The sequence below is a fragment of the Pseudomonas sp. GW823-FHT02C05 genome, from assembly GCF_058797595.1.
Window position 1 is genome coordinate 527,636 of sequence record NZ_JBXAJU010000003.1, and the last position, 12,203, is coordinate 539,838.

A 12,203-nucleotide genomic window follows, 5' to 3' on the forward strand; every position below is an offset into this window, starting at 1 on the left:
GCATGGCTCATCTATCTATTGCTTCGTGCCTGGACGACGTCTTCGCCCGGCATGCCACGGATACCGCGCTGAGCTGCAACGGCGCACGGCTCAGCTACCGGGAGCTGGAACAGCGTTCGGCACAGGTGGCGGCCCGCTTGCTGGGCTTGGGCCTGACGCCTGGCAGCACCCTGGGCCTGGAGGTGGAGCGCTCGATTGAACAACTGGTGCTGCTGGTGGGCATGGTGCGGGCCGGCCTGTCGTACTGCTATCTGGACCGCAACAACCCGCCCCAGTGGAACCAGTCGGTGTGTGAACGCAGTGGCGTGCGCTGGCGGGTCACGCCGGAGGTTGCCGGTGGCCCGGGGTATCTGGCGCTGGATGAGTTGCTCGCGCCCACGGACGAGGCTGCGTGCTGGCCGCCGCTATGCGGTGCCGAGCCGGTGTACGTGAACTTTTCCAGCGGCACCACCGGCGCGCCGAAGATCATTCCCTGTACCCATCGCGGGGTGTTGGGGTTCTGCGACCGGCCGCGACATTTTCCGCTGCAGCCGGGCTTTCGCATGCTGTACGCCTCGAACCTGACCTTCGACGCCTCGCAGTTCGAGATCTGGACCGCGCTGCTCAATGGCGGCGAATTGCATATCCATGTTCCCGGCGCCCTGACCCTGGAACACCTGCATCGTTACATCCACGAGGCCGGGGTCGACAGCCTGTGGCTGACCTCGACCCTGTTCAACACCTTCGTCGATATCGACCGCGGCTGGCTGCGGGGCGTCAAGCGGCTGATGGTCGGCGGTGAGGTCCTGTCCGCAGGGCATGTCCGCCAGGCCTATGCTGCCGCCGATGGGCTGGTTCTCTACAACGGTTATGGCCCCACGGAAAACACCATGGGTACCTGTGTCTATGCCATTCCCCGCAGCTTCGACAGCACCCGGGACATTCCCATCGGCCAGGCCGTGGACGATGCCACCCTGTTGCTGCTGCGCCCTGACGGGCAGCCGTGCGAGGTGGATGAACCCGGCGAGCTGCTGATCGCCGGGGGCGGCTTGTCCCCGGGGTATCTGGGGGATGCCGGGCTGACCCGGGAGCGCTTCATCGACCTGCCATGGCAGGGCCGGACGCTGCGTTGCTACCGCAGTGGCGACCTGGTTTCCCGGGATGGCCAGGGGCTCTATCACTTCCATGGCCGCAGCGATGACCAGATCAAGCTGCGTGGCCAGCGCCTGTCGCTGACCGAGGTCGCCGCCGCCTTCAAGCGTTACCCGGGAATGTTCGATTGTGTGGTGTTGCTGGATGACCAGGGAACCGAAGCGCAGTTGCTGCTGGTGTACCTCAAGGCGCCTGGGGTCGAGCCCCGGGTGCTGGCCGAATATGGCCGGCAAAGCCTGCCGCCGTTCATGGTGCCGTCGCGATTTGTCGAGGTTGAGCGCTTTGCCCTGCGCTCTTCCGGCAAGCTGGATATTGCTGAGCTCAAGCAGCGCCTGTGTCTCGGGCAGCCGGCCACTGAAACGGACGACTCGCCGGCAGGGCGTTTTCTCGCGCGTTTCGGCGTGTCGGCTCATGACCTGCAGCGCAGCTTCTTCGACAGCGGTGGCAACTCGCTGGCGGCGATCAAGCTGGTGGGCACGGTGAACCGTCACCTGGGCTGGGAAGGCCTGGGCCTGGAGCAGTTCTACCGCATGGCCACCCTGGGCCAGTTGCTGGACTGGCTACAGGCCCAACCCGGCCTGGCGTCCCTGCTGGAAAACGGTGCGCAGGAGTACTACGTGATCGAGTCGGAGCAGGAGTCCTTGCCCGCCGCCCATGCAGGGTTTTCGATCAATACTCACCTGGGGCGTTTTGCCGTGGTCCGCGCCACCTCGGCCAGCCACGCCCGGGAGGCGCTGCGCAGCGGTTCCGGGCGGTTGCCGGCTGCCGGCGACAGCCGCTGGATCGGCTTGAACAAGAGCCAGTTGTCGATGGTGTATGCCGAACTGTTCAACAAGGATCTACGGGCCAACAACGTGCTCTACCTGTTCCGGCCCGAGCAGTTGCCGGCCGCCGGGCTGGACCTGCAGGCGTTGGCCCAGGGCTTGAAGCGGCGCTATCCACTGGCGGGCTGTCGGGTGGCGCGGGTCGAGGGCGAGTACTGTCTTGATCTGGCCCCCGAGCCGCCGGCGCGCCTGTGGCTGGAGCCTGTGGCGGAGTTTCCCAGCCAGCAGGCCTGCGTGGAGCATTTCCTTGAGCGGCCGCTGTCACTGTTCGAGCAGGACCTGTGCAGCCTGTTCAAGGTGCGCATCGACGGCACCTTGCACCTGGGGCTGTGGCTGCACCACATCCTTGGCAACCATGTCGGCCAGTTGAGCCTGCTGCGCAGCGTGGAACAGTTGGCGCTGGGCGTGCAGTCGCCGCCGGTGGCGGATTTTTCCTTTGTCGGCAATAACCTGATGCAGGCCGAGGAATATGAGCGTCTGGCAGATGCCGGCACCGAGGCCTGGGAGCAAGAGGCCGAGGAGTACGCGCCGCTGGCCGATGTCCCGGCGCCGGCGGCCACTGCCCAGGCGCTGCAGTTGCGCGCGGCACTGGCCATGGACCCGATGAAGCTGGCCTCGCCGCAGCGTCTGTTTCACCTGTTGCAGGCGTTTCGCCAGGGCTGCGCCGAGGGCTTGGGGATAGAGGCGCCGATCGTCAATCTATTGTTCGCCTGGGCTGAGCGTTCGGTGATCAGCGGATTCTCCAGTTACACGGTGCCCGTGCCCCTGGCTCCCGGGCGCTTCGCCGAAGGCTGCGAGCCACAGGCCTGCATGGATTACCTGAATGCCAAGCTGGCCCGGGCGGCCTTGGGTTACGAGGAAATACTCGCGGCCCTGGGCCTGTACGGCTTTGCTCCGGCGTTCCTGTGCAATTTCGTCGAGCTGCCGGCCAGTGACGCCCGGTGGTTGCAAACGCGGATTGCCAACCCGGTTAGCGAGTGGCCCAAGACCCTGCTCGACCTGACGGTGGTCAAGTCGGCGCTGGGCTGCGAAGTGCTGCTCAACAGCTATCTGCCCGAGCCGCAGGCCAGGGCATTTCTCGAATCCTTTGTCGCGGCGGGGCAACGTCAATGAAACTGATCTGCTTTCCCGACTTCGTCGGCCATCCGATCTGTTTTTCCGCCCTGGGCCGGGCACTCAAGGGGCGGGTGTCGCTGGTGCAGGTCAACTACAGCGACTACTGGCCCTATTCCAGTGTCGAAGACCTGGCCCGGCAGATTGCCCAAGAGCATGAGCTGACGACCCTGGACGCGGTGCTCGGTTACTCCTTCGGCGCTTATGTGGCGGCCTGTTGCGTGGCCCGCAGCACGGCACCCGCCAGGCCGCTGCTGTTGGTGGACCCGCCGCTGCTGGCCGAGCTTCGAGGGTTGGCCCCTGACGCCATTGCCCGGCGTTTGGCGGCCGATCCGCAGTACGCCTACGTCGATGACCTGGTGGACGCGCAGTTGGTCAATCGCGAGTGCGTGCACGGCAATATCCTGCTGCTGTCCCAATGGCAGGCGGTGCCGCTGAAGGGGCGCGCGGTGGATGTGCTGTTGTCCGCCGGGCGCAGTGCCGAGGGGCTGGCCCCGGGCCTGGGGCTCGATCCGGCCCAGGACAATCGCTACTGGCGGGACGAGCAGCACCACCATGGCTCGGTGATCAATAGCCCCGATGTGCTCACCTGGCTGCTGGACCCTGGGGCCTTGCAGCGCATTGCTTGGTGATCGAAGCCGGCCCGTTCGGGGTGCCCTCAGTTCCAGCTAAGTTTTCCCTCGTAGCCTCTGCCTCGCGCCAATACACGCGCCGTTATGGAGAGGCACCCGATGAAGCCGCTGAGCAAGACCGATTGGCTGAACAAGGTTCCGGAGGTGACGCTGTCCTTCTGGATCATCAAGATCATGTCCACCACCGTGGGCGAAACCTGCGCCGACTACCTGGCCGTCGACGCCGGCCTGGGGCAGGGCGTGACCAGCATCGGCATGGCCCTGTTGCTGGGGCTGGCGCTGTTCGCGCAGTTCCGCAGCCGGACCTACACGCCATGGATCTACTGGCTGAGCGTGGTCCTGGTGAGCATCGTCGGGACCCAGATCACCGATGTGCTCACCGATCAGCTGGGCATCAGCCTGTACCTCAGCACCGCAGTGTTTGCAGGTTTGCTGGCGGTCAATTTCGCTGTCTGGTACGCCGTTGAGCGCAATCTGTCGATCCGCCAGATCGTTACCCCGCGACGCGAGCTGTTCTACTGGGCCACCGTGCTCTGCACCTTCGCCCTGGGAACCGCCGCCGGGGACCTGGCCACCGAGGCGCTGGGGCTCGGCTTTACCCTGGGAGCGCTGATCTTTGCCGCACTGATTGCCGTGACCCTGGTGGCCTGGCGCCTGGGGGGCAATGCGGTGCTGACCTTCTGGATCGCCTACATCCTCACCCGACCGTTAGGCGCCGCCCTCGGCGACCTGCTGACACAAGCCAAGACCTACGGTGGCCTGGGCCTGGGCGCCACCTGGACCAGCGCAATCTTCCTCTGCGTGATTCTTTTGCTGGTGACCGTCGCGCAGCTCAACGTCAACAACCGTCAGCGCCTTTCCCACTGATTATCCGACCCTCACTCAAGGACTCATCATGGCCTTTATCCGCTCTGCCATTCGCTACACCACGACCCTTTCCATGATTGCCCTGCTGGGGCTGGCCGCGGGGTGTTCCAAGCCTGCCGATGCGCCCAAGCCCGGCACTGCCGCTTCAGCCCAGGCTACCGGGGCCACGGCCTCCAGGCTGGGCGACCTGGCCGAGTTCCAGGCCATTGCCCGTGATGTGGCCGGCTTGGTGGACAAGCAGGACCTGGCGGGGGCGAAGCGCCGGATCAAGGATCTGGAAGTTGCCTGGGACTCCGCCGAAGCCGGCTTGAAGCCCCGTGCCGCCGGTGACTGGCATGTATTGGACAAGGGCATCGACCGAGCACTTGACGCCCTGCGCGCCGGCACCCCGCAACAGGCCGAGTGCAAGTCGGCGATGGACGATCTGCTGGCAACGTTCAGTCGCTTGCAAGGCAAGGCCTGACCCTCATCTTTTCCAGCAGACCGGCAGGCGAGTGATTACCCTTGGGGGGACTCGACCCGGGCCCGGCCTTGCTCAAGCGCAGGCCGGGCCTGTTTCACTACGGAGGCACTATGCGGATCTTGCTGGTGGAGGACGACGGGATGATCGCCGAGGCGATACAGGGCGCCCTCAAGGATGCAGGCTACGCCGCCGACTGGGTCAGCGATGGGGTGACCGCCCTGGCTGCCCTGGACAGCCAGCATTACGACCAGGTGCTGCTCGACCTCGGCCTGCCCGGCAAGGACGGGTTGCAGGTGCTCGACAGTATTCGCCGCCGTAACAACCCGGTGCCGCTGTTGATCATTACCGCTCGTGACAGCCTCGATGACCGGCTGCGAGGCCTGGACGGCGGCGCGGACGACTACCTGCTCAAGCCCTTCGCCATGGCCGAGCTGCTGGCGCGAATGCGTGCGGTCATGCGTCGCAAAGGCGGTAGCGCGGCACCGCTGCTGGGCAATGGTGTGGTTTCGCTGGACCCGGTATCGAAACAGGCAAGCTCGTTCGAGCAGCCTGCGGTGCAGCTGTCGAACCGCGAATTCGCCTTGTTGCAGGCGCTGTTGATCCGCCCGGGGGCGATTCTTTCCCGTAGCGAGCTGGAAGACCGCATCTACGGCTGGGGCGAGGAGGTGGAAAGCAATGCGGTGGAGTTCCTGATCCATGCCTTGCGCCGCAAGTTGGGAAGCCAGGTGATCAAGAACGTCAGGGGGATGGGATGGATGGTTTCAAAAGACGTCTGAGCGAGTCGGTCCAGCTCAGGCTGTCCATTGCCCTGTCAGTGGCGGTGCTGATCGTTGCGCTGCTGGCCGGAGTCTTTGCTTATGTCTCGGCCTTCGACGAGGCCCTGGAGATGCAGGACAACACCCTGCGCCAGGTGGCCGCGCTGTTCGAGCGCCAGCACATGACCCTGGCCTACCCGCCGCCGGGGCAGGTCGTCGCCGACGATAACGAGGAATCCAGGGTGGTCGTTCAATACCTGGCCGATGGCGCCAGGGCGGCGGCGGACAGTGATGCCGAAATCCCCCTGCCGCTGCCCACCACCCTGGCGGACGGTCTGTCGACCCTGACGGTGGGCGGCGAGCCGTTTCGGGTGCTGGTCAAGACCACCAGCGCTGGCCTGCGGATTGCCGTGGCCCAGGAAACCGGCGCTCGTGACAGGGATGCGCGGGAAAGCGCCTGGCGTGGACTGTTGCCCTTCCTGATCCTGTTCCCCGTGCTGTTGCTGGTGATTGCCGATCTGGTGCGCAAACTGTTTCGTCCCATCGAGCAGTTGGCGGCCGAGATCGATCTGCGTGACGAGCAGGAATTGCACCCGATCGACGAGCGCCATCTGCCGACCGAGGTGCGGCCTTTCGTGCGGGCCATCAATCGCCTGTTGCTGCGGGTGACTCAGTCCATGACGACGCAGCGGCGTTTCGTGGCGGATGCCGCCCATGAATTGCGCTCGCCGCTGACGGCCTTGTCCCTGCAGGCCGAGCGCCTGGCATCGGTGGAGATGCCCAGCCTGGCTCGGGAACGCCTGCAACTGTTGCGCCGGGGGATCGAGCGCGGCAGGAAGCTGATCGATCAATTGCTCGGGCTGGCGTCTGCACAATCGGCCATCAATGGCCGGGTTGAGCCGGTCTCGGTGCACGGGGTGTACCGCCGGGTGCTGGAGGACCTGCTGCCCCTGGCGGAGGCCAAGGCGATCGACATCGGCCTGGAAGGTGGGCCGGACAGGCAGGTGCTGATCAGCCAGGAGGACCTGTTGACCCTGGTGAAGAACCTGGTGGACAACGCCATCCGCTATACCCCGCAAGGTGGGCGGGTAGACCTGTCGGTGGCCCAGGTGCAGGACGAGATCCTGCTGCAGGTCAGCGACTCGGGGCCGGGTATTGCCGTGGCTGAGCGCGAGCGCGTGTTCGACCCTTTCCATCGCGGGCTGGGCAGCGATGAAGTGGGCTCCGGGCTGGGGCTCGCCATCGTCAAGGCCATTGCCGATCGGCATGCCGGCCGGGTCTGGCTGGATTACTCCGACCAACGGACCAAACGCGGGTTGTGTGTGACGGTGGCTTTCGCCCGGGTGCAGGTGCCGCCGGCAGGGTAGGGCGCGGCTGTTGGGCAGAATAGGCTTTTGAATACCCTGGATATTCTGTAGCCTTGCGCGGCTCCAATGTTGTCCGTACCTGATGAACTCACTCTCCCGGCGGGGCCTTAAGCGGTCCGGAGCCGGTGGTATACTCGACTTTCGCGCCTCAAGCGCCTGCAGGTCTTGCGAACATGACGCAAATTTCTGAACGCCTTCTGGTTCAAGCCCACCTCGACGCCAAGCAGCCCAAACCCTTTAGCGCTGCGCAAGAGGCCCATCTGCGTGCCGCCATCGCTGCCGAGCTCAAGGCTCAGGATGCGGTGCTGGTTGCACACTTCTACTGTGATCCGGTGATTCAGGCCCTGGCCGAAGAAACCGGTGGCTGCGTGTCCGACTCCCTGGAAATGGCCCGCTTCGGCAATGCCCATCCGGCCAAGACCGTGCTGGTTGCCGGGGTCCGCTTCATGGGTGAGACGGCGAAGATTCTCAACCCTGAAAAACGGGTGTTGATGCCGACCCTGGAAGCCACCTGCTCCCTTGACCTTGGCTGCCCGGTGGAAGAGTTCTCGGCCTTCTGCGACCAGCATCCCGAGCGCACCGTGGTGGTCTATGCCAACACGTCGGCGGCGGTCAAAGCCCGTGCCGACTGGGTGGTGACGTCCAGTTGCGCCCTGGAAATCGTCGAAAGCCTGATGGATAACGGCGAGAAGATCATCTGGGGCCCCGACAAGCACCTGGGCACCTACATCCAGCGCCAGACCGGTGCCGACATGCTGCTCTGGGACGGTGCCTGCATCGTTCACGAGGAGTTCAAGTCCAAGCAGCTGGAAGACATGAAGGCGCTGTATCCGGATGCGGCCATTCTGGTGCACCCGGAGTCCCCCAGCTCGGTGATCGAACTGGCCGATGCGGTGGGCTCCACCAGTCAGCTGATTGCTGCCGCGCAGCGCCTGCCGAACAATACCTTCATCGTCGCCACCGACCGCGGCATCTTCTACAAGATGCAGCAGCTGTGCCCGGACAAGGTGTTCATCGAGGCGCCGACGGCCGGCAATGGTGCGGCGTGCCGCAGTTGTGCCCATTGCCCGTGGATGGCCATGAATACCCTGGAGCGTACCCTGCAGTGCCTGAAGGATGGCAGCAACGAGATCAGCGTCGACCCGGCGCTGATCCCCAATGCGCTCCGCCCTCTGAAGCGCATGCTGGATTTCACCCAGGCCGCGCGGATGAAACTGGCGGGCAACGCCTGATCGGTTCTTCTGCTCGCTTAAAAAAAACGCCCCGATCTGTCGGGGCGTTTTTGTAGGCGGCGGGCTTACTTCTTCTGCTTGGGAATGCGCACCAGCTGGCTGTTGGAGTAGATGTCGTGCCAACTGCGTTTCTGCTTGTCCACCAGCACCCAGAAGAAGCCCAGGCCGGCACACAGCCAGGACGCGATCGACACCATGAAGCGCAACAGTGCCTGCCACAGGCTGATACGGCTGCCGTCGGCGTTCTGCACCCGGATACCCCAGACCTGCATGCCCAGGGTCTGGCCGGAGTGGGTCCAGAACTTGGCGAAGAAACCGAACAGTACGAACAGCAGCACCGTGGAGTACAACGGGTCACCGTCCAGGGCGCCGGACTCGGTCAGGGTACGCATCCGCGCCTCGCCGATGATCTGCATCTGGATCAGCTTGTAGACGCCGCCCGTGACAATCAGCAGGGCAACGCACAGCAGGAAATCATAGAACATCGCTGCCAGGCGACGACCCAGGCCGGCGGCGGGGAACTCGCCTTGGGGGCTTAGCAGATGTTTCGACATGACAGGCTCTCGACTGAAAAAAGAAGCCATTTTACGGAATTGCGCGCACAAAAAAGCCCCTGATGTCAGCATCAGGGGCTTTTTCGTTACAGACGATTAAGCTTCTGCTTGTACTTCGTCAGCCTGCATGCCTTTCTGGCCTTGCACAGCGATGAAGGTCACTTTTTGGCCTTCTTTCAGGCTCTTGAAGCCGTTGCCCTGAATGGCGCGGAAGTGTACGAACAGATCCGGACCGCTTTCTGGAGTGATAAAACCAAAACCTTTCTCGTCGTTAAACCACTTGACGGTACCGCTCTGACGTTGGGACATTTCTTATTTCCTTTGACGCTAAAAAATTAATGACAGTCTCTTTCTCATGAAAGAGTACTGGGCTGGGTTGCAGGAAAGTAAGAGACGTCGAACGGGTTGTAGCAAACTTGTTAGCTACTGCCCAGGTCACGATTCCAAGCGACCCATGCAAACACAGTGGGGAAACTCTACGCCAACTATGGGAGAAAAAACAAGCCCCGCGAAGCCCCGGTTTTACTCAGCTTGCCGAGGTTTGGCGGAACTAGCGTACGGGGCTTATTCGATAGAGTTGTTCAATTGTTTTCGGGCGTTATAAGTGAAGTTCAGTATCGAAAATATGCACTGTTTTATGGCGGTTGCGTTACAGATTAGTGCACTTTTAACGCAACCGCGTTACTTATAGAAACAGTCCCTCAGCCGCGGTAGTAGCGTTGTGGCACGAATGGCATTTTGCTTACAAGCATTGGCACCTTTTTCCCACGAACTATTGCTGCAACTGGCGTATCGAGTGCGCAGTGCTCTATGTCGAGGTAGCCCATGGCCAAGGGGCCGCCCAGGGTCGGACCAAAACCGCCGCTGCACACGCTGCCGATAACCTTGCCTTGGGCGTCGACGATCTCTGCACCTTCACGTACCGGTGTGCGTTCCTGGGGCAGCAGGCCGACGCGTTTGCGGCTGACACCGCCTTGCTGTTGGGCAAAGATCACCTCGGCACCGGGGAAGCCGCCGGCGCGGGCGCCATCGGCACGACGTGCCTTGGAGATGGCCCACAGCAGGCTGGCCTGGATCGGCGTGGTGTCGCTGTTCATGTCATGGCCATAGAGGCACAGGCCGGCTTCCAGGCGCAGGGAGTCGCGGGCGCCGAGGCCGATGGCCGCTACTTCCGGCTCGGCCAGCAGGGCACGGGCGAGTTTTTCCGCCTGGGCCGCCGGCACCGAGATTTCGAAACCGTCTTCGCCGGTGTAGCCCGAACGGCTGACAAAGCAGTCTACGCCCAGCAGGGTCACCGGCTTGAACTGCATGAAGGTCATCTGCGCCACCTCCGGCGCCAGGCGCGCCAGCACCGTGACCGCAGCCGGGCCTTGCAGGGCCAGCAGGGCCCGTTCCTCGAACAGCGGTTGAATGTCGCATTGCTCGCCCAGGTGGCGGCGCAGGTGGGCCAGGTCCTGGTCCTTGCAGGCGGCGTTGACTACCAGGAACAGCTGTTCGTCCCCCAGGTTGGCCACCATCAGGTCATCAAGGATGCCGCCCTGTTCGTTGGTGAACATGGCGTAGCGCTGCATGCCCACCGGCAAGTCGATGATATCCACCGGCACCAGGGTCTCCAGGGCCTGGGCGGCATTGGCGCCGCGCAGCAGGATCTGCCCCATGTGGGACACATCGAACAGCCCGGCCTGTTCACGGGTGTGCTGGTGCTCCTTCATCACTCCCAGCGGGTACTGCACCGGCATGTCGTAGCCGGCGAACGGCACCATGCGGGCGCCGAGTTCCAGGTGCAGGCTGTGCAGCGGGGTTTTCAACAGTGTTTCGGTGGACATGGGCAACTCCTGAAAAAAACGTGCGGATACAGGCTGCGTATCAGCACTCGATAATGTTCACGGCCAGACCGCCACGGGCGGTTTCCTTGTATTTGCTTTTCATATCGGCGCCGGTCTGGCGCATGGTGCGGATGACCTTGTCGAGGGAGACGAAGTGCTGCCCGTCGCCGCGCAGGGCCATGCGCACCGCATTGATGGCCTTGACCGAGCCCATGGCGTTGCGCTCGATGCAGGGCACCTGCACCAACCCGCCAATGGGGTCACAGGTCAGCCCGAGGTTGTGTTCCATGCCGATTTCCGCGGCGTTCTCTACTTGCTGCACGCTGCCGCCGAGGACCTCGCACAAGGCCCCGGCCGCCATCGAGCAGGCCACGCCCACTTCACCCTGGCAGCCGACTTCGGCGCCGGAGATCGAGGCGTTTTCCTTGTAGAGGATGCCGATGGCTGCGGCGGTGAGGAGAAAACGCACCACCCCGTCTTCGTTGGCCCCGGGAATGAAGCGCATGTAGTAGTGCAGCACCGCCGGAATGATTCCGGCCGCGCCATTGGTGGGGGCTGTGACCACCCGTCCGCCGTTGGCGTTTTCTTCATTCACCGCCAGGGCATAGAGGTTGACCCAGTCCAGCACCGACAGGGCATCGCGCAGCGCCGCTTCCGGGTGCTTGCACAACTGGCGGTGCAGGGCCGCGGCACGGCGCTTGACCTTGAGCCCGCCGGGCAGGATGCCTTCGTTGCGGCAGCCAGCGTCCACGCAGTCCTGCATCACCTGCCAGATCTTCAGCAGTCCAGCGCGGGTTTCCGCTTCCGGGCGCCAGGCGCTTTCATTGGTCAGCATCACCTGGCTGATGGACAGGCCATAGGTAGCGCAATGTTGCAGCAGTTCCTTGGCATTGCGGAAAGGGAAGGTCAGGCGGGTGGTGTCTTCAACGATGCGATCGGCTCCGGCGGCATCTTCATCCACGACGAAACCACCGCCAACGGAGTAGTACTCGCGGCTGCGGATCTGCAAACCGGCGCTGTCGAAGGCACGAAAGATCATGCCATTGGGGTGATAGGCCAGGGGCTTGCGGATCATGGCCAGGTGTTCTTTCTCGTTGAACGCAATGCTGTGTTCGCCGAGCAGGTTGAGGCGCGCGCTGCTGCGTATTTCCTGCAGGCGCGCGGCGATGTTTTCGGTATTCACGGTGTCCGGGTGCTCGCCTTCCAGGCCTAGTAGCACCGCCTTGTCGCTGCCGTGGCCTTTGCCGGTGGCGCCCAGCGAGCCGTACAGCTCGACCTTGACGCAGGTGGTGCTGGCCAGCAGTTGATCGCGACGCAGGCCTTCGACAAAACGCGCGGCGGCGCGCATCGGGCCGACGGTATGGGAGCTGGAGGGGCCGATGCCAATCTTGAACAGGTCGAACACGCTCAGGGACATGTTGGTTCTCCGGTTTCTTATT

11 protein-coding genes are annotated in these 12,203 nt (G+C 63.6%); 7 read left to right on the forward strand and 4 right to left on the reverse strand.

The features are described from left to right. Positions 1–2: 2 nt before the first annotated feature. The 7 genes from AC1RGE_RS18775 to nadA all read left to right on the forward strand — a co-directional run bounded on the left by AC1RGE_RS18775 (position 3) and on the right by nadA (position 8,384). Positions 3–3,068, forward strand: coding sequence for a non-ribosomal peptide synthetase (locus AC1RGE_RS18775; protein ID WP_492584813.1), 3,066 nt, complete (start codon positions 3–5; stop codon positions 3,066–3,068). Then, positions 3,065–3,700 carry a thioesterase domain-containing protein gene (locus AC1RGE_RS18780; protein WP_011062902.1) on the forward strand — a complete coding sequence of 212 codons (636 nt, stop codon included), beginning with the start codon at positions 3,065–3,067 and terminating at the stop codon, positions 3,698–3,700. The genes AC1RGE_RS18775 and AC1RGE_RS18780 overlap by 4 nt, the downstream gene beginning before the upstream one ends. Before the next feature lie 99 nt (positions 3,701–3,799). Continuing rightward, positions 3,800–4,567 carry a COG4705 family protein gene (locus tag AC1RGE_RS18785; RefSeq protein WP_492584815.1) on the forward strand — a complete coding sequence of 256 codons (768 nt, stop codon included), beginning with the start codon at positions 3,800–3,802 and terminating at the stop codon, positions 4,565–4,567. A 28-nt stretch (positions 4,568–4,595) separates the two neighbouring features. After that, positions 4,596–5,030, forward strand: coding sequence for a hypothetical protein (locus AC1RGE_RS18790; RefSeq protein WP_019094553.1), 435 nt, complete (start codon positions 4,596–4,598; stop codon positions 5,028–5,030). 110 nt (positions 5,031–5,140) lie between these two features. Continuing rightward, positions 5,141–5,806 carry a response regulator gene (locus AC1RGE_RS18795; protein WP_019094554.1) on the forward strand — a complete coding sequence of 222 codons (666 nt, stop codon included), beginning with the start codon at positions 5,141–5,143 and terminating at the stop codon, positions 5,804–5,806. Further along, positions 5,782–7,152 (forward strand): ATP-binding protein, encoded by a 1,371-nt coding sequence (locus tag AC1RGE_RS18800; protein ID WP_492584817.1) that lies wholly within the window; start codon positions 5,782–5,784, stop codon positions 7,150–7,152. Before AC1RGE_RS18795 ends, AC1RGE_RS18800 begins: the two co-directional genes overlap by 25 nt. A 173-nt stretch (positions 7,153–7,325) precedes the next feature. Beyond that, complete coding sequence (gene nadA, locus AC1RGE_RS18805) at positions 7,326–8,384, forward strand: quinolinate synthase NadA (protein ID WP_492584819.1); 1,059 nt, start codon at positions 7,326–7,328, stop codon at positions 8,382–8,384. Positions 8,385–8,449: 65 nt separating this feature from the next. Here nadA and AC1RGE_RS18810 read toward each other — a convergent pair whose 3' ends face one another. From AC1RGE_RS18810 to AC1RGE_RS18825, 4 genes are all read right to left on the reverse strand, one after another. Beyond that, positions 8,450–8,938 carry an RDD family protein gene (locus AC1RGE_RS18810; protein WP_011062898.1) on the reverse strand — a complete coding sequence of 163 codons (489 nt, stop codon included), beginning with the start codon at positions 8,936–8,938 and terminating at the stop codon, positions 8,450–8,452. 96 nt (positions 8,939–9,034) lie between these two features. After that, on the reverse strand, positions 9,035–9,247 hold the full coding sequence (locus AC1RGE_RS18815; RefSeq protein ID WP_007977299.1) for a cold-shock protein: 213 nt from the start codon (positions 9,245–9,247) through the stop codon (positions 9,035–9,037). 392 nt (positions 9,248–9,639) lie between these two features. Further along, the gene (gcvT, locus tag AC1RGE_RS18820; RefSeq protein ID WP_011062897.1) at positions 9,640–10,764 is read right to left on the reverse strand and encodes a glycine cleavage system aminomethyltransferase GcvT; all 1,125 of its coding nucleotides are present in this window, start codon (positions 10,762–10,764) and stop codon (positions 9,640–9,642) included. 40 nt (positions 10,765–10,804) lie between these two features. After that, entirely contained in the window at positions 10,805–12,181 is a 1,377-nt protein-coding gene (locus AC1RGE_RS18825; RefSeq protein WP_011062896.1) for an L-serine ammonia-lyase, read from the reverse strand. Positions 12,182–12,203 lie beyond the last annotated feature (22 nt).